Origin of the sequence: Bacillus sp. B25(2016b), assembly GCF_001679765.1 — a bacterium.
GTDB classification, from domain to species: domain Bacteria; phylum Bacillota; class Bacilli; order Bacillales; family Bacillaceae_G; genus Bacillus_A; species Bacillus_A thuringiensis_K.
This window is the reverse complement of sequence record NZ_CP016285.1, coordinates 260,469-278,974: the sequence shown is the minus strand read 5'-3', so window position 1 is coordinate 278,974 and position 18,506 is coordinate 260,469. Positions and strand designations below refer to the sequence as shown.

Genomic DNA, 18,506 nt, shown 5'->3' with positions numbered 1-18,506 from the left:
TATCATACCATAGTTGCTATACAAACATTTTTCCACTTTTGACAGTTAATCAAACGTTTGTTTAAACGATTTTGTCTCATTTAAACAAACGTTTGATTAACCTAGAAAAACACCCATGTACGGGTGTTTTTCTGCTTAATCTTTAAAAGTCACTACTATTATCGCTTATTAATCTCTTCAAGTAAGATTTTGTTAACAAGTGGTGGATTTGCTTGTCCTTTTGTAGCTTTCATAATTTGACCAACTAAGAAGCCAATTGCACGGTCTTTACCGTTTTTAAAGTCTTCGATAGATTGCTCATTATTATCAAGAATTTCTGTTACAACTTTACGAAGTGTACCCTCGTCAGAAATTTGAACAAGACCTTTCGCTTTAACGATTTCTTCTGGGTCTCCACCTTTTTCAATTAATTCGTTAAATACTTTCTTCGCGATTTTAGAAGAAATTGTACCTTTTTCAATTAATTGAACCATTTTAGATAAACCAGCAGGCGTTAATGCAACGTCTTTTAATTCTTTTTGTTGTTTGTTTAAGTATGCAAGTACTTCACCCATTAACCAGTTCGATGTTAATTTCGCATCAGCACCGTCTGCAACAGTTGCTTCAAAGAAATCAGACATCTCTTTCGTTAATGTTAACACGTGTGCATCATAAGCTGGTAAGCCTAATTCTGCAACGTAGCGAGCTTTACGTGCATCTGGAAGTTCTGGAATAGAAGCTCGAACTGCTTCTTTCCACTCATCATCGATGTAAAGTTCAACTAAGTCTGGCTCCGGGAAGTAACGGTAATCGTCAGATCCTTCTTTCACACGCATTAAGATTGTTTTCTTTGTTGCTTCATCATAACGACGTGTTTCTTGTTGGATGATGCCACCAGATAACAGTTCTTTTTCTTGGCGCACTTGCTCATGCTCAAGACCTTTTTGTACGTAAGTGAATGAGTTTAAGTTTTTCAGTTCCGCTTTTGTACCGAACTTCTCTTGTCCAACTGGACGAAGAGAAATGTTCGCATCACAACGTAAGGAACCTTCTTCCATCTTACAATCAGATACACCGGTGTATTGAATGATTGATTTTAACTTCTCTAAGTATGCATATGCTTCTTCTGGCGTACGCATATCTGGCTCAGATACGATCTCGATTAAAGGCATACCTTGACGGTTGTAGTCTACTAATGAACCATCAGCTGTATGCGTTGATTTACCAGCATCTTCTTCTAAATGAAGACGTGTAATACCGATACGTTTCTTTTTACCGTCTACTTCGATTTCAATCCAACCATTTTCACCAATTGGCTTATCAAATTGAGAGATTTGGTAAGCTTTCGGGTTATCTGGATAGAAATAGTTTTTACGGTCAAACTTCGTTTCCGTTGCGATTTCACAGTTTAATGCCATTGCAGCTTTCATTGCAAAGTTAACTGCTTCTTTATTTAAAGTAGGAAGTACCCCTGGGTATCCTAAGTCAATTACACTTGTTTGTGTATTTGGCTCCGCTCCGAATTCTGTTGGACTCGCAGAGAAAATTTTCGAATTTGTTTTTAACTCAACGTGAACCTCTAAACCAATAATTGTTTCTAAATTCATCTATGCTCGCCTCCTTACAGACTTGCTTTTTTTGTATGATAGTCTGTTGCTTGCTCAAACGCATGTGCAACGCGGTAAATTGTCGCTTCATCGAAGTGTTTACCAATGATTTGTAAACCAAGTGGCATGTTGTTAGCACCGAATCCACATGGAACAGAAATCGCTGGAACACCCGCTAAGTTTACTGGGATTGTTAAAATGTCATTTGCATACATTGTCATTGGATCATCAACTTTTTCGCCCACTTTAAATGCCGGAGTTGGCGTTGTTGGTCCAATAATAACATCATAGTTAGCAAATACATTTTCAAAGTCGTTTTTAATTAATGTACGTACTTGTTGTGCTTTCTTGTAATATGCATCATAGTAACCAGAGCTAAGCGCAAATGTACCAAGCATAATACGACGTTTAACTTCATCACCGAAACCTTCACTACGTGTGTTTTTGTAAAGATCTAATAAGTTATTTACATTATCAGAACGAACACCGTAACGCACGCCATCAAAGCGTGAAAGGTTCGCAGATGCTTCAGAAGAAGATAGTAAGTAATACGTTGCTAGAGCGTATTTAGAGTGTGGAAGCGATACTTCCTCCCAAGTTGCGCCCATACCTTCTAATACTTTTAAAGCAGCTAGTACTGACTCACGAGCTTCTTCGCCAACACCTTCGCCTAAGTATTCTTTCGGTACAGCAATGCGTAAACCTTTAACATCGCCTGTTAAACCAGCTAAATAGTTTCCAACTTCAACGTTTGCAGAAGTTGCATCCATGCGGTCAATACCTGAAATAGCTTGTAATAAGTATGCATTGTCTTCTACTGTACGTGTAATCGGTCCGATTTGGTCAAGTGAAGATGCGAATGCTACTAATCCGTAACGAGATACGCGTCCATAAGTTGGTTTTAAACCTACAACACCGCAATATGCAGCTGGCTGACGGATAGAACCACCCGTATCAGAACCTAGAGAGAATAGTACTTCTCCTGCTGCTACAGCTGCTGCAGAACCACCACTAGATCCACCCGGAACGTAATCTAAGTTCCATGGGTTTTTCGTAGCGTAGAATCCTGAGTTTTCATTTGAAGAACCCATTGCGAACTCGTCCATGTTTAATTTACCGATTGTAATTGTGTCAGCAGCTTTTAGCTTTTGCACAACTGTCGCATCATAAATTGGATCGAAGTTTGCTAACATTTTGCTCGCACAAGTTGTACGAAGACCGTTAGTTACAATGTTATCTTTTACACCAATTGGCATACCGAATAATAAACCATTATCTTCAGCGCCGATTTTTGCATCTAATTCTTTCGCTTTTGCGCGTGCATTTTCTTCATCTAATGTAAGAAAAGCTTTTACGTTATCTTCAACATCCGCAATACGTTTGTAAGATTCTTCTACTAAATCCGTAACGGAAATTTCTTTGTTGTTTAACTTCTTATGTAACTCTGATACTGAATGATCAAATAATGACATCGAAATTCCCCTCCTCTATTCTAATACTGCTGGAACACGGATTTGATTATCTTTGTGATCCGGTGCATTTTTTAATACTTCTTCAACTGGTAAACCTTTTTCTGGTACATCTTCACGCATAACATTTTTCATAGTTAATACATGAGTTGTTGGTTTTACATCTGTTGTATCTAATTCATTTAACTGTTCTGCAAATGTAACAATTGCATCTAGTTGTTTTTGAAATTTTTCTGCTTCTTGATCAGTAATTGCAAGACGTGCTAAATGTGCTACGTGCTTTACATTCTCAACGGAAATTCTTGACACGGCTAGGCCACCTCCATAATATATCGTTCAATCTACAATACTATTGATGATACCAAATTTTCAGTACTTCAAGCAAGTCAACACAGCGTACTTACGCCATTTTTACATAAAAAAAGAAAGGCAAATGCCTTTCTTTACAATTTACTCTTTATCTAACGGTTTATTTTTCGGAAATCTCTCGTTATCTTCTTCATTATCACGAATTGTTTTTTGTAATACAAAACAAGACATCGTTAAAAATAATGTTCCAATTAAATAGTATCCTTTTACACTAAGCGTTTCATCTAACGTATAAATCCCAATTAGCATACCTGAAAGTGCACAAACAAATGAAGTCCATGCTAAAAACGTGAACGCTTGCGTATTACGTCTTCTCATCGTTCTCCCCCTCGTTAGCTGTATACCCATTATAGATAAGTATATTTACCATGATGGATTTTTATGTAAATTCTAGTTTTATATTTATAAATCTATCATAAAAGAATACTATTTTAAAGAAAGTTTTCTGCCTAATCTGAAAAAACAATTAAAATCATTGACAATTATTTCTATTCTACATAAAATAAAAATAAATATTACGAACCTCGAAATATACGGGAGTGGAATTAATTGTTGCAATATGAACATTTTTTAGACTTACTGCTAGATAACGCCAAGAAACTTTTCTATCCTGAAGAATGGGTAAGCCTAGATTTAACACTTTCTAAAACAGAAGTATTTTGTTTACTTTGGATGGAACGAAATACAGATATTACAATGACGAAAATTGCTGATCTTCTTGATATACCGATGAGTACAACAACGGGCGTTGTAAATCGCCTTGTAAAAAAGGGATATATTGAACGCTACCGTGATGAAAATGACCGACGTATTGTATTAATTCGGTTAACAGAAAACGGCGTAATGCTCGTTCAAGAATTAAAACAAAATGCGGCCCATTACTTTAGCTTAGTAACAGAAGCATTATCAGAAGAAGAAAAAGCATTCTTACTACAAATCTTCCAAAAAATCATGGATCACATCGCTACGTCACAGCAAAAAACAGAAGAAAAGATTTCTACACCTAAAATGAAAAACATTCCGATTGAATAAAACCCTATCTGGGTTTTTATTCAATCATTTACTTCGACACTCGTAATATTCGATATTCGAAACAAAGGGGATATGAATGATGAGAATTATCTTGTATACAGGTAAAGGCGGCGTAGGAAAAACTAGCATTTCAGCAGCAACAGCAATTCAAAGTGCGAAACAAGGATTAAAAACATTAGTAATGAGCACAGATCCTGCTCATAGTTTAGGAGATTCATTTGGTATAAAGCTATCTTCTGAGCCATTAGAAGTTCGTAAAAATTTGTGGGCACAAGAAATTAATACGATTTATGAGATGGAAAAAGGCTGGGGAAAATTACAGAAATATATTACACTACTCTTCACTTCCAAAGCAGCCGATGATATTACAACAGAAGAATTAACGATGTTTCCCGGTATGGAAGATTTAATTAGCCTACTTCGCGTACTCGATTATTATAAACAAAACACATATGATGTTATCATTATTGATTGTGCCCCAACAGGAGAAACATTAGCAATGCTAAGCTTTCCAGACATGCTCGGCTGGTGGATGGAAAAATTATTTCCTATTAAAAGAAAAGTTTTAAAAGTCGTTCGTCCTGTAGCTCAACCACTCCTTGGTGTCCCTCTTCCAACCGACGATATTATGGACGAATTAACAAGTACACTTGAACAGCTCGGAGAAATGAGAGATATTTTATCAAATCGAGAAGTAACAAGTATCCGCATCGTTGTAAATCCTGAAAAAATGGTCATTAAGGAAGCCCAGCGCAGCTTTACTTATTTGAATTTATACGATTATAACGTAGATGCCATTATGATTAACCGCGTCATCCCTAACACTGTCACCGATCCTTATTTTCAGGCATGGAAAGATGCACAGAAGAAATATAAAACATTAATTCAAGATAGTTTTCAACCCCTTCCTATTTACGAAGCTCCAATGTTTGAACAAGAAGTTGTTGGTTTGTCTATGTTAGAACGTGTAGGAGATTCTTTATTTAAAACTGATCATTCCCCTACAGAAGTGAAATTTAACGGGCGCACTCAATATGTAAAAAAGGATGGCGATGAGTATATTTTCGTTCTGTCCATTCCCTTCTCAAACAAAAGTGAACTTTCCTTAAATCAAAAAGGTGATGAACTTATTATTCGAGCGGGTTCTGTTAAACGGAACATCACGTTACCAAAAACATTAACACACCTTTCTATTCAAGGAGCAAAATTTGATGAAGATGTACTAAATATTCGGTTTGGAGGTGTAGTCCATGCATGAGGAATTACTACGAAGGGTAATTCGTACAAAAGTAAAAGTCGGGATGCATATATTAGAAGAGCTACCTAATCCAATCCAGCAATCCGCTAAGCAAATATTAAATATTTTACAAGAGGAACTAGCTGCTTATTCGATAGAACGAGAGCATCATGAAGTTAATTTAAAAAATATCATAATTGATTAACTATCTCTGTATAGATGGCCTTTTTTTAGGCTTTCTATACTTTATTGGAGTGATGTAAATTGATGAAAAAACATTCCACTACTATACTCTGGATTATTCCCTTATTATTTTTCATTCATAACCTTGAAGAAGCTTTCCAAATGCCACAATACCTTGCTAATCAATTTTCAATCCGTCTTATAACTAGCCAACAATTTTTCATTGCCATTTCCGTATTAACAATCTTTGTATTACTTATCGTCTTTCTATATCAACTTAACTTCTTGTCTTCTATATGCTGGATTATTTTTATACAAGGGGCCATCTTCTTCAACTCTGTTCAACATATTATTTTGTTTTTCATTTATCGCTCCTATAACCCCGGCGTAATATCCGCATTTTTCATTACTCTCTTTTCTATTTTCTTTTTTTTATCAAAAAAACACTTAATTCATCAAAAGCAATTCGTAATTACACTCCTTTTCAGCTTATTTTCTTATCCCATTATAATTTGGATTACCTTACTACTCGCTAGCTGCTTTCAGTAATAAAAAAAGACCAGGAAAACTCCTGGTCTATTACTCTACTTAACAAACATTGGATTCTATATTATACAGAATTGGAAGGTACAGAATTAGGGTTTGTTTTGTTTGTTAAGTAGATTATATGTTGAACGAACTAACAGCGGAGGGGTTCCTTCTGTTAGTCCATTAAACCCAATGATTATTTTACGATTTTTTCAAGCTCCTCAAGTGAAAGATCTACTGAAATGGAACCATCATTTGTTTCTTTCTTAATTGCATCTGTTACTTCTTTTGAATGGTATAATTCAATTACTTTTTTCAGTGTTGGATCATCTTTATCTTTCGTACGAGCTGCGAAAATATTAATATAAGGCTTCGCATTTTCATTCTTTGGATCTTCTAAGAAAATAGGATCCTTCGCTGGATCTAATCCAGCTTGACCAGCAACACCGTTATTAATAACTGATGCCGCTACATCTTTTAACACACGAGGTGTTTGCTGTGCGATAACCGGTGTAATTTTTAATTTCTTCGGATTTTCAGCAATACCACTTGGATCTCCAAATAGACCAAAGTCTTTTTTAAGCTTTAATAATCCAGCTGCATCAAGAAGTTTTAATGCCCGTGCTTGGTTCGTTGGATCGTTTGGAATTGCAATTTCTGAACCATCTGGAATTTCATTTGCTTTCTTATATTTTTCAGAGTATAAACCCATTGGCGCAATTTGCGTTGTACCAACAGCTGTAATATCTAACTTATGCTCTTTTTTAAATTGCTCTAAGAAAGCAATATGCTGGAATGAGTTTAGTTCAATATCTCCATCAGCTAGCGCCTTATTTGGCGTTGTGTAATCAGAGAACTCAACCAGTTTAATTTTAATTCCTTCTTTTTCAGCTTTCCTCTTCAAAATTTCCCAAGCGTCTCCATCCGTTCCAGTTACACCAACGCGAACTACTTTTTCTTTAGCTCCTGCCCCTATGTCTCCACTTGAACAGCCACTTAACGCTGAAACTCCTACAATCGCTGATAATGCAAATGCTAAAATTTTCTTCATTTTCTTTTACCCTCTTCCTTTTTATGATCTGCGTAAAAAGACTTTCGCAAAGTAGTTTCCTAAATTTTGAGCTACCTGTACAAGAATGATAAGTAAAACGACCGTTACGAACATAACTGATGTATCAAAACGTTGATAACCATATGTCATCGCTAAATCACCAAGACCTCCACCACCGACAAGCCCAGCAACTGCAGAAAATTCAATTAAACCAACTGTCATAAATGTAACCCCTAAGATCAATGGCGCTAACGCTTCTGGCACAAGAATTTCAAAAACAATTCTAATTGGCGAAGCCCCCATTGCTTGAGCTGCTTCAATGACTCCCTTTGGAACAGAAACAAGATTTGTTTCAACCATTCTAGCAATGCCGATTGATGCAACTAACGTCATTGGGAAGATTGCTGCTGCTGTTCCAATCGTCGTTCCGATAACACTTCTTGTTAGTGGGCTTAAAGCTACTAAAAAGATAATGAATGGAACCGGACGAATTGTATTAATAATGATATTAAGAATAGAAAAGACCCATTTATTTTCCAAAAAGTTTCCTTTTCTCGTTACATATAATAGTAAACCTAGGGGTATACCAAGAATTGTAGCGAATATAAGGGTTACAATTACCATTAAGAGGGTATCCCCCGTCGCATCTAGTATGCGCGGCCAAAATATACTCCAATCAACTCGCATGAGCTTCTACCTCCTTCAGCTGCACTTGCAGTCTTAGATGTTGTAATGCTTTTTGAATTTCCCTCTGCTCACCTTGCAACTCTACAAGAAGATTTCCAAATAGCACATTTTGAAGTTCAATAATATTTCCGTACAGTACATTTACATCGACGTTATAGTTTTTTGCGATATATGATAGTACCGGCTGTCCTGTCTCCTCACCAGTAAATGTTAGACGATAAATTTGACCACCATTTTGAATTTTCGCTAGAACACTTTCCGGTAAATGATCATTAATGACAGAACGTACAAAGTTTTGAGTCGTCTTTGTTTTTGGTTGCGTGAAAACATCAAACAGTTTTCCTTCTTCAATAACTTTTCCTTTCTCCATTACAGCTACACGGTGACAAATTTCTTTCACAACATGCATTTCATGTGTAATAAGAAGAATTGTTAAATTGTATTCTCTATTTACTTTCTTTAATAAGTTTAGAATTTCTGTCGTTGTTTCTGGATCTAAGGCTGATGTTGCCTCATCACATATAAGAATATCTGGCGATGTCGCAAGTGCTCTAGCAATGCCCACACGCTGCTTTTGTCCACCTGATAGCTGCTCTGGGTAATAGTTTGCTTTATCTTCTAACCCTACAAACTTCAGCAGTTCATTTACTCTTTCTTTTATCTCATTCTTTGGTACTTTCGCTAACTTTAATGGATAAGCAATATTTCCAAATACTGTTCTTGAATTAAATAAATTAAAACTTTGAAAAATCATTCCAATTCTTTGTCTCAGTTTACGTAATTCTTTCGTCGATAATGATGTAATATCTTTATCATCTATTGAAATCGTTCCTGCCGTCGGTCTCTCTAACATATTTACTAAGCGTAATAACGTACTCTTTCCAGCGCCACTAAAACCAATAATGCCAAAAATTTCGCCTTTCTCAACTGATAATGTTACATCCTCCACCGCATGAACAGATTGCCCAGCTGATTCATACACTTTACTTACATTGTTAAAAGAAATCATTTTTTCCCCTCCTATATGCTGTAAAAACTTGAAGCAGAGCTTTCGAGGTAAAATAAAAAGTGCCCTCCTTCTTATCAACCATAAAGATAAGAAGGAGAGCACTTATATGTACTCGTTCACATCTTCTCATCTTCCAAGCCTTTATATGGCTTGCTGGAGTTAGCACGGTATTAAAAAAACCCGTTGCTGAGGTATCGTAGGGCCAGTCCCTCCACCTCTCTGGATAAGAATGTATCGATTTAATTGTCGTTTAATTAATTCTCATTATAGAACTCAGAATAATAAGAGTCAATACATTTTTTAGAAAAATATTAATTATTCCTTTATTAAAATTTTCAGATGAGAATTCATGAGAAAATAGTAACTTTCAAGGTTATTTAAAATTCTTTTTCCTCATATTTTTAAACAGGAGAATCCTCTCTACGAATTGAATAAATTTATTTGAATATGAAACTCGGAGGAAGATAAATATATGAAAACAGCTCTTTTACTCGTCGATATTCAAAACGATTATTTTCCAAATGGAAAGATGGAATTGCGTAATCCAGTAGAAGCAAGCGAATATGCTAATCAGTTATTACAACACTTTAGAACAAACAACGAACCTATTTTTCATATCCAACACGTAGCTATAAAAGATGACGCTACTTTTTTCCTACCTAATACAGAAGGTGTACATATTCACGAAAGCGTACGTCCACTTAGAGAAGAAACAGTTATAGTCAAACATTATCCAAATAGCTTCCGAGAAACTAATCTTCTAGAGCAATTAAAACGTTTAGATATTGAACATGTCGTTGTATGCGGGATGATGACTCATATGTGTATTGATGCTACAGTAAGGGCTGCATTCGATTTTGACTTTCAATGTACCGTTATACATGATGCTTGTGCTACAAAAGACCTTTCTTTTAAGAACGCTACTATACCAGCTGTTTATATTCACAATACAATTTTAGCTAGTTTAAATGGTGTATATGCAAATGTAATAAGCACGAAAGAATTTTTAGCTACATAAAAAAACACTCCTTTCAGTGAGCAAAACCGAAAGGAGTGTTCCTTGTCGAACCATAGATTTTCTTTCAAATTGTATTATACAGGAAATTCTCAAAATGAATACTAAAAAAAATGACTAATAAGTCAACTTTTCTCATCATTTTATTTCTGTTCACATGTTTATCCCGCTATTAATAGGTTTTAGCTCATTCCTTTCGAACGATAGTAATATATAGGATTTCAATTTTAAAAGGAGCTCTTCACATTCTGTGAAGAGCTCCTCTACTATTTCTTATAAAGTTTCAGAAGTAGTTTTTGCTTGCATGTGAAGTGCTAAGTAATCAGGTCCACCAGCTTTAGAGTCTGTACCAGACATGTTAAAGCCACCGAATGGTTGGTATCCTACGATTGCACCAGTACATCCACGGTTGAAGTATAAGTTACCTACGTGGAAGTCTTCACGTGCTTTTTCAATATGGTCACGGTTGTTAGAGATAACTGCTCCTGTTAAACCGTATTCTGTATTGTTTGCAATTGCAAGTGCATGATCGAAGTCTTTCGCTTTACAGAATGCTACTACTGGTCCGAAGATTTCTTCTTTCATTAAGCGAGCATCTTCTGCAACGTCAGCAACGATTGTTGGTTGGATGAACCAGCCTTTAGAATCGTCTCCTTCGCCACCTGCTAAGATTCTACCTTCTTCTTTACCAATTGCAACATAGCTCATTACTTTATCGAATGCAGCTTGGTCATTAACAGGACCCATGTTTGTACCTAATACTGCTGGGTTAGCAACTGTTAATTCTTTTGTTAATTCAACAGCACGATTTAATACGTGATCGTATACATCTTCATGGATTACTGCACGAGAACATGCAGAACATTTTTGTCCTGAGAATCCGAATGCTGATGCAACGATAGACTTAGCTGCTAATTCAAGATCTGCTTCTTTATCAACAACGATTGTATCTTTACCGCCCATTTCAGCGATAACGCGTTTTAACCAAATTTGTCCTGGGTTTACTTTCGCTGCACGCTCATAGATACGGATACCTACATCACGAGATCCCGTGAAGCTTACGAAACGTGTACGAGGATGATCTACTAAGTAGTCACCAACTTCAGAACCGTTACCTGGAACGAAGTTTACTACGCCAGCTGGTAAGCCAGCTTCTTCCAATACTTCCATAAATTTCGCTGCTACTACAGGAGTTGTACTAGCTGGTTTTAGTAATACTGTGTTACCAGAAACTAAAGCAGCTGTTGTCATACCTGCCATAATTGCGAATGGGAAGTTCCAAGGAGAAATGATAACACCTACTCCTAATGGAATGTAAGAGAAACGATTATATTCAATTGGACGGCTTTCTACTGGAATACCGTCTTTTAATTTTAACATTTGACGACCATAATATTCCATAAAGTCGATTGCTTCTGCTGTATCAGCATCTGCCTCATTCCATGGCTTACCTGCTTCTTTTACAAGAATAGCAGAGAATTCATGTTTTCTGCGACGAACGATTGCTGCAGCACGGAATAAAATGTCTGCACGCATTTCTGGCTTTGATTTTCTCCAAGTTTGGAATGTTTCATCCGCTACTTGCATTGCTTTTTCAGCTAACTCACGGCTTGCTTTTGAAACACGACCAACAAGTTCCTCTTTATTTGCAGGGTTTACAGAAACAATTTTGTCTTCTGTAGTGATTTTTTCTCCCCCAATAATTAATGGATAGTCTTGTCCAAGATAAGATTCTACTTTCTTTAAACCTTCTTCAAACGCTAATTTGTTAGCCTCCACTGAAAAATCTGTAAATGGCTCATGTTTGTATGCTACTACCATTCTTTTTAGCCTCCCCTTAGAAAAACGTTTACATTTTACAACATTATTCTACACGATAATTTAGATTTATTCAAATATTCCTAGACTTATATTTTAAAAATTAATAAATTTTTAAAATATAATAAAAAAAGAGATCCATACATGGGTATGAATCTACAAAATATGAGTATATTCCAAAACATTTTTTCCAATCAATAATATGGTAACTAATAAAAATAAAGTCCTCACATATCCAACGCCTTTTTGAACCGCAAACTTCGATCCAAAATAAGCACCTAAGATCATTGATAATCCCATGATAATACCGTATTCAAAATGAATTATGTCTAAAAATAAAAAAGTAATTAAAGATACAATATTACTAACAAAATTCAAAAGTTTTCCAGATGCTGCTGCTTGAATAAAATCCAAGCCAATTAATAAAAATGCAAAAATTAAAAACGACCCTGTCCCTGGTCCAAAAAATCCATCATAAAATCCTATCATTAAAATAACAAAGAAAAATATTAATGTTTTTCTTTGCGTCATCTTCTTATAGGTAGACACACTTCCCCAATTCTTTTTTGCAATAATATAAATAGAAATAAATACCAACATTACAAGTACTAATGGGCGTAAAATATCCGATGGAATAAATTTTACTACTAAAGCGCCTGCCACAGCTCCAACAATAGTTAACGGTATTAACTTTCCTACAATTTTAAAATCAACTTTTCCTGATCGAATGAAATACATCGCACTCGTAAATGTCCCCATTGTTGCCGCTAATTTATTCGTTGCAATTGCCGAAGCTGGCGATAGGCCAACAAACATAAGTGCAGGAAGCGAAATTAACCCTCCTCCTCCAACAACGGAATCAATAAAAGCTGCTAAAAAACCGAATGCAATTAATAAAATAATGACTTGAAAACTTAATTCGTCCATGAGCTTTACCCCTTACCCCTATTTTTTACAACATTTTAAATTATAACAAAATTACATAAGAAAAAAAGCTGTTCCATAGAGGAACAGCCTTCATATTTAATCTAAAATTTTCACAAGTGGTTCATCTTTTTTTGCTTCACGTATAATAATAGCTTCTGGGCGTTCTACAGATTTAATCGTTACTTGTACTTTCATATAATTCGGGAAGTATTCCATAACAAGCCCTGCCACATATTGTGTAAAACCAACTATTTCAGCTTTTCCATTAAACTGGACAGGAATATCAAGCTTCATTTCTCTTAATTCATCATCTCTATACATACCAGTACCAATAACAGCTGTATAGTCTCCTTGGAAATAATCGCTTAGTTTTGCCTTAAAGTTGGATACTCTTGCAAGATCTTCACGTTTATTATCTGTTTTCGCTTGCTCTGATGGGAACAAATAATATTTTTCATTAATTTGTTTCCAATCTTCAACCGTTTCACTACCTTTTTCGACATTTGCATAAGAAACAAAATTACCTGGCACGAGCGAAGACTTTGGAGCTTGGCGATAAATCGCAAATGTTATCGGAATATTTTTTGTTTCAGGTTCTTTTTGATGTATGACTTTCAAAATTTCTTGCGCCATTTTTTTCCCTTCAGCTAACATCTTTTCATCTGGGATTGCAGCTTCACGTGGGTAACCATGCTCTTCGTTAAAATATTGAACAGAATTCATCGCTAATCCAACTACCATACCAACACGTTCCTCGCCATTATCGCCTTTTTTCACATAATAATCATGCTCTAAAATATTTGAAATATATATTGGATTTTTTTTATTTTTCACTTCTAGTGATTCGGATCCTGTTCCTAATGCAGGATTTAATCCTATATTAGGAAATTTAACTGCATCTTTTTTTAATTTTTCCTCTAGTTCCTTTTGTTCAGCATCTGTACGTTTTCTTTTAACAAGCATCTGTATAGTTTGAGTATCTAGAGCTTTTCCGCCTTTTAAAAAATTATCTTTCGTACTAAATGATTCTTTTGCAATTCGCATTAATCCTGTTTCAAATTCATCTATATCAAGGCGACTATTTAACCCTTGCACCACTAAACCACGTGCCTTTCCACCATCAAATGGAATAGTCGTCTTATAATATTCATCCGAAATAGCGTATTTTGGAACAACTGATTGTTCTTTTGCTTTCCCCGATTTCCCAGCCACTTTTTCATCTTTGTCGGCACCTGCACTACACCCACTTACAAGTAGGCCAAGGCTTAATACCGCTAATGCTATTTTTTTCATGGTAAGTTTGCACCTCTTACTTATTTAGCTCTTGTAAGAACCTCTCTTCATTCCAAACCTCAACATTATGTTTCTCCGCTTGTGCTAATTTCGAACCAGCTGCTTCACCTGCAACAACCAAATCCGTACTCTTACTAACACTTCCTGTTACTTTTCCACCTAATGCCTCAATCTTCTTCTTCGCTTCACTTCGTCCCATAACTTCTAGCTTACCTGTTAAAACAACCGTTTTTCCTGCGAAGTAAGATTCAACATTTTGTAAATCTGCAATTTTTATACCTTTGTATGTCATATTCACGCCATACTCTTTAAACTGCTGTAATAACTCTAATACATCTTCATTATCAAAATATGTCACAACAGATTGAGCCATTTTTTCGCCAATTTCATTAATTGCTTTTAGTTCTTCTTCCGTTGCTTTTACAAGCTCATCCATCGTTTCAAAGTGCTCTGCAAATGTACGTGCTGCTTTCGCTCCAACGTGGCGAATTCCAAGACCAAATAATAATCGCTCTAACGAGTTTTCTTTAGAATTTTCAATTGCTTGTATTAAGTTTGTTGCTGATTTTTCACCAAAACGTTCTAACTGTAATAATTGCTCTTTCGTCAATGCATATAAATCAGCAAATGTACGAATGTAATCAGCATCAAAGAGTTGTGTAATGACACGTTCTCCAAGTCCATCAATATTCATTGCATTTCTTGAAACGAAATGGATTAACCCTTCTCGAATTTGAGCAGGACAAGTTGGATTTATACAACGAAGTGCTACTTCTTCTTCTAAACGAACAAGTTCACTCTCACATGCTGGACAATGAGTTGGCATGCGGTATTCTTCTTCCTCACCAGTACGCTTATCAAAAATAACGTTCACAACTTCAGGAATAATATCTCCAGCCTTCTTCACAACAACGTAGTCACCAATTCGAATGTCTTTTTCGCGAATTAAATCTTCGTTATGTAAAGAAGCACGACGAACAATCGTACCAGCAACTCTCACTGGCTCTAGTTCTGCAGTCGGTGTTACAACCCCTGTTCGGCCAACACTTAATTCAATGCCTGTTAATCTCGTTACAACTTCTTCAGCCGGAAATTTATAAGCAATCGCCCACCTTGGACTCTTCGCTGTAGTTCCTAGACTTTCTTGAAGAGCAACATCATCTACTTTTATAACGATTCCATCAATCTCATAATCAAGATGCGGACGTTTTTCTTGCCATTCTTCTACATAAGCTATAACTTCTTCAATTGTTTCACATGTACGGCGATTTGGATTTGTCTTAAATCCAAGTTCACCTAAGAAATCCAGCGATTCACTATGTGATGAAATTGTTTTTTCTTCTACATTCGCAAGACCATACACAAACATAGATAAGTTACGCTTCGCTGCAATTTTCGGATCAAGTTGACGTATTGAACCTGCTGCTGCATTACGCGGATTCGCAAATACATCTTCTCCATTTTGCTCTTTTTCTTCATTTAGTTTAACGAATGAACGCTTCGGCATATAAGCTTCGCCTCGTGCTTCTAACGTTACTTCTTCATTTAAACGAAGTGGGATAGCTTTAATCGTTTTTAAATTTTGAGTAATATCTTCACCCGTTACACCATCACCACGTGTCGCCCCTTGAATGAAGCGTCCTTTTTCATAATGAAGCGAAACGGCAAGCCCGTCAATTTTTAATTCACATATATATCTTACATTTGCACCATCAATTCCTTGACGTACTCTTCTGTCGAAATCACGTAAATCTCCTTCGTTAAATGCATTTCCTAAACTTAACATTGGTGACTTATGTGTTACTTTTTCAAATATATCAAGAACAGTTCCCCCAACGCGAACGGAGGGAGAATCTTCACTCATAAACTCTGGGTTCTCTGCTTCTAATTTTATAAGCTCCTGCATATTACGGTCATATTCCGCATCAGAAACAGAAGGATTGTCTAATACGTGATATTGATAGTTAAATGTATTTAACAAATCACGTAATTCTTCTATACGTTTTTTTGCTATCTCTTTTGACATATCCTCATTCCTTTCTATTGTTTCGTCACAGGTGCAAATTTTGCTAACAAACGTTTAACACCAATCGGGCTTGGGAACGCAATATCTAATTCTTTTGCATCACCTTCACCTTTTACACTTACAACTGTACCGATTCCCCATTTTTGGTGGGAAGCTTTATCGCCTACTGCCCAGCCAATTTGCTCACCGCCTGTCGTCTTAGCAGCAGGACGCACGAAAGCTGAACGAGAGCGTGTTGTGGTTGTCGTTGTCATTTTACTGCTACTTGCTGTTCTGCCTTTTGCACCAAACGAATTTTCACGCTTCGGCGCTGTTTCATTTAATGATTCCACTAGTTCTGTCGGGATTTCTGTAATGAAGCGAGACGCAGCGTTCATACTTGTTCTACCAAATAAAGTACGCATTTGCGCGTTAGATAAATATAGCTCTTCTTCTGCACGAGTAATACCTACATAAGCAAGACGACGTTCTTCTTGCATTTCATCCTCTTCCATAAGAGAACGAGTATGAGGGAATATCCCTTCCTCTAAACCAACAATAAAGACAACCGGGAACTCTAATCCTTTCGCTGAGTGCATCGTCATTAAGATAACTTCTTCACCAGCAGTTGGGTCTTCATCTACACGATCAATATCAGCAACAAGTGCTAAATCTGTTAAGAATGCAACAAGACTCTTATCTTCGCTTTGAGATTCAAATGTTTGCGTAACAGATAAGAACTCGTCTAAGTTTTCTAAACGACCTTCCGCTTCTAAAGAACGCTCATTTTTCAACATATCGCGATAGCCTGTTTTTTCAATAACTTCTTCTACTAATTCTGTAACAGATAAATACTCTTGCATATTTACCCAGTTGTGTAATAAACTTGCGAATTCTTTTACTGCCTTTGTAATTTTTGCACTTACTCCAACATGCTCAATCTCATCAAATACAGCAGTTAATGAAATTCCGTTTTGCACACCATAATTAATAATTTTATCAATAGAAGTCGCACCAATACCACGCTTTGGCATGTTAATAATACGTGCAAAACTAATTTCATCATCTGGATTACCGATTAAACGTAAGTACGCCAAAATATCTTTAATCTCTTTACGATCGTAGAACTTAGTACCCCCCACAATTTTGTACGGAATGTTAGATTTAAGGAAAATCTCCTCGACCATACGAGACTGAGCATTCGTACGATATAGCACTGCAAAATCAGTATATTTTCGTTTCCCCATTTGAATATCGTCGCGAATTTTTTTTGCAACAAAATACGCTTCGTCCTTTTCAGTTGCGGCACGATAATACGAGATTTTACTTCCAACTTGATTGTCTGTCCATAATTTCTTCGGCTTACGATTCGTATTTTTTTCAATAACAGCATTCGCTGCATTTAAAATATTTTGTGACGAACGATAGTTTTGTTCTAATAAAATTACTTGTGCATTCTCATAGTCTTTTTCGAATGACAAAATGTTAGAAATATCTGCACCACGCCAGCGATAAATAGACTGGTCAGAGTCACCTACAACGCAAAGATTTTTAAAACGCGCTGCCAAATGTTTAACAAGAAGATATTGTGCTTTGTTCGTATCTTGATACTCATCAACATGAATATATTGGAACTTACGCTGATAAAACTCTAATACTTCTGGAACACGTTCAAATAGCTGAATCGTCGTCATAATTAAATCATCAAAGTCTAATGAATTATTTTTCAAAAGACGTTTTTGATACTCTGTGTATACATCGCTCGTTAATTTTTCATATGGATCAGCCATTGTAATTTTTTTTGCATATTTATCCGCAGATAACAGTTCATTTTTCGCATTACTAATACCCGCTAAAATAGAGCGCGGCTCAAATTTCTTCGGATCAACATTGCGCTCTTTCATAATTTTTTTGACTACAGTTAGCTGATCACCTGAATCTAAGATTGTAAAGTTACGATTAATACCAATACGATCGATATCGCGTCGTAAAATACGTACACACATAGAGTGGAACGTCGAAATCCAAATATCTTCTGCTTCTGGTCCCACAAGTGTATCAATACGCTCACGCATTTCACGAGCTGCTTTATTTGTGAAGGTAATAGCTAGTACATTCCATGGTGCTACACCTTTTTCACCAAGTAAATACGCAATACGATGTGTTAACACACGTGTCTTACCACTACCTGCACCTGCCATTAGTAGAAGTGGTCCATTCGTTGTTTGTACTGCTTTTTGTTGCTGTGGATTTAAACCGTTTAATAACTTATCTGTCATACTCATATACGCCTGCAC

General features: G+C 36.1%; 17 protein-coding genes and 1 riboswitch. Of the genes, 5 read left to right on the top strand and 12 right to left on the bottom strand.

Annotation, left to right across the window (positions count from 1 at the left end; genetic code table 11):
- Positions 1–158 precede the first annotated feature (158 nt).
- The 4 genes from gatB to BAQ53_RS01575 all read right to left on the bottom strand — a co-directional run bounded on the left by gatB (position 159) and on the right by BAQ53_RS01575 (position 3,742).
- Positions 159–1,586, bottom strand: a complete 1,428-nt coding sequence (gatB, locus tag BAQ53_RS01590) for an Asp-tRNA(Asn)/Glu-tRNA(Gln) amidotransferase subunit GatB (protein ID WP_001047685.1) — start codon at positions 1,584–1,586, stop codon at positions 159–161.
- Positions 1,587–1,600: 14 nt separating this feature from the next.
- Positions 1,601–3,058 carry an Asp-tRNA(Asn)/Glu-tRNA(Gln) amidotransferase subunit GatA gene (gene gatA / locus BAQ53_RS01585; protein ID WP_000051441.1) on the bottom strand — a complete coding sequence of 486 codons (1,458 nt, stop codon included), beginning with the start codon at positions 3,056–3,058 and terminating at the stop codon, positions 1,601–1,603.
- Between the two features lie 15 nt (positions 3,059–3,073).
- Positions 3,074–3,364 (bottom strand): Asp-tRNA(Asn)/Glu-tRNA(Gln) amidotransferase subunit GatC, encoded by a 291-nt coding sequence (gatC, locus tag BAQ53_RS01580; RefSeq protein WP_000086999.1) that lies wholly within the window; start codon positions 3,362–3,364, stop codon positions 3,074–3,076.
- A gap of 141 nt (positions 3,365–3,505) precedes the next feature.
- Entirely contained in the window at positions 3,506–3,742 is a 237-nt protein-coding gene (locus tag BAQ53_RS01575) for a YiaA/YiaB family inner membrane protein (protein ID WP_001254393.1), read from the bottom strand.
- 231 nt (positions 3,743–3,973) lie between these two features.
- Here BAQ53_RS01575 and BAQ53_RS01570 point away from each other — a divergent pair, with 231 nt between their 5' ends.
- The 4 genes from BAQ53_RS01570 to BAQ53_RS01555 all read left to right on the top strand — a co-directional run bounded on the left by BAQ53_RS01570 (position 3,974) and on the right by BAQ53_RS01555 (position 6,425).
- Positions 3,974–4,456: a MarR family winged helix-turn-helix transcriptional regulator gene (locus tag BAQ53_RS01570; RefSeq protein WP_000942475.1), complete on the top strand. Its 483-nt coding sequence runs from the start codon at positions 3,974–3,976 to the stop codon at positions 4,454–4,456.
- 76 nt (positions 4,457–4,532) lie between these two features.
- Positions 4,533–5,714: an ArsA family ATPase gene (locus tag BAQ53_RS01565; protein ID WP_002181833.1), complete on the top strand. Its 1,182-nt coding sequence runs from the start codon at positions 4,533–4,535 to the stop codon at positions 5,712–5,714.
- Positions 5,707–5,898 carry a DUF3926 domain-containing protein gene (locus tag BAQ53_RS01560; protein WP_000544110.1) on the top strand — a complete coding sequence of 64 codons (192 nt, stop codon included), beginning with the start codon at positions 5,707–5,709 and terminating at the stop codon, positions 5,896–5,898. Before BAQ53_RS01565 ends, BAQ53_RS01560 begins: the two co-directional genes overlap by 8 nt.
- Before the next feature lie 62 nt (positions 5,899–5,960).
- A complete protein-coding gene (locus tag BAQ53_RS01555) occupies positions 5,961–6,425 on the top strand; it encodes an HXXEE domain-containing protein (RefSeq protein ID WP_002181829.1) in 465 nt (154 codons plus the stop codon).
- Between the two features lie 175 nt (positions 6,426–6,600).
- Here the strand turns inward: BAQ53_RS01555 and BAQ53_RS01550 are convergent, their stop codons facing one another.
- The 3 genes from BAQ53_RS01550 to BAQ53_RS01540 are packed head-to-tail and all read right to left on the bottom strand — an operon-like array spanning position 6,601 to position 9,151.
- Positions 6,601–7,455, bottom strand: coding sequence for a MetQ/NlpA family ABC transporter substrate-binding protein (locus BAQ53_RS01550; protein WP_000721592.1), 855 nt, complete (start codon positions 7,453–7,455; stop codon positions 6,601–6,603).
- Positions 7,456–7,476: 21 nt separating this feature from the next.
- Positions 7,477–8,142: a methionine ABC transporter permease gene (locus BAQ53_RS01545; RefSeq protein ID WP_001261868.1), complete on the bottom strand. Its 666-nt coding sequence runs from the start codon at positions 8,140–8,142 to the stop codon at positions 7,477–7,479.
- Complete coding sequence (locus BAQ53_RS01540) at positions 8,132–9,151, bottom strand: methionine ABC transporter ATP-binding protein (protein ID WP_000622969.1); 1,020 nt, start codon at positions 9,149–9,151, stop codon at positions 8,132–8,134. The genes BAQ53_RS01545 and BAQ53_RS01540 overlap by 11 nt, the downstream gene beginning before the upstream one ends.
- Before the next feature lie 123 nt (positions 9,152–9,274).
- A riboswitch (SAM riboswitch) is annotated at positions 9,275–9,381 on the bottom strand.
- 242 nt (positions 9,382–9,623) lie between these two features.
- Here BAQ53_RS01540 and BAQ53_RS01535 point away from each other — a divergent pair.
- Positions 9,624–10,169 carry a cysteine hydrolase family protein gene (locus BAQ53_RS01535; RefSeq protein ID WP_000844905.1) on the top strand — a complete coding sequence of 182 codons (546 nt, stop codon included), beginning with the start codon at positions 9,624–9,626 and terminating at the stop codon, positions 10,167–10,169.
- 270 nt (positions 10,170–10,439) lie between these two features.
- Here the strand turns inward: BAQ53_RS01535 and pruA are convergent, their stop codons facing one another.
- The 5 genes from pruA to pcrA form a co-directional block, all read right to left on the bottom strand.
- Positions 10,440–11,987 (bottom strand): L-glutamate gamma-semialdehyde dehydrogenase, encoded by a 1,548-nt coding sequence (gene pruA / locus BAQ53_RS01530; protein ID WP_000259554.1) that lies wholly within the window; start codon positions 11,985–11,987, stop codon positions 10,440–10,442.
- 153 nt (positions 11,988–12,140) lie between these two features.
- Entirely contained in the window at positions 12,141–12,911 is a 771-nt protein-coding gene (locus tag BAQ53_RS01525) for a TSUP family transporter (RefSeq protein WP_000343975.1), read from the bottom strand.
- A gap of 96 nt (positions 12,912–13,007) precedes the next feature.
- Positions 13,008–14,204 (bottom strand): CamS family sex pheromone protein, encoded by a 1,197-nt coding sequence (locus tag BAQ53_RS01520; RefSeq protein WP_000717033.1) that lies wholly within the window; start codon positions 14,202–14,204, stop codon positions 13,008–13,010.
- Positions 14,205–14,220: 16 nt separating this feature from the next.
- Positions 14,221–16,230 (bottom strand): NAD-dependent DNA ligase LigA, encoded by a 2,010-nt coding sequence (gene ligA / locus BAQ53_RS01515; RefSeq protein ID WP_000031452.1) that lies wholly within the window; start codon positions 16,228–16,230, stop codon positions 14,221–14,223.
- 14 nt (positions 16,231–16,244) lie between these two features.
- A complete protein-coding gene (gene pcrA / locus BAQ53_RS01510; protein ID WP_002181827.1) occupies positions 16,245–18,494 on the bottom strand; it encodes a DNA helicase PcrA in 2,250 nt (749 codons plus the stop codon).
- Between the last annotated feature and the right edge of the window lie 12 nt (positions 18,495–18,506).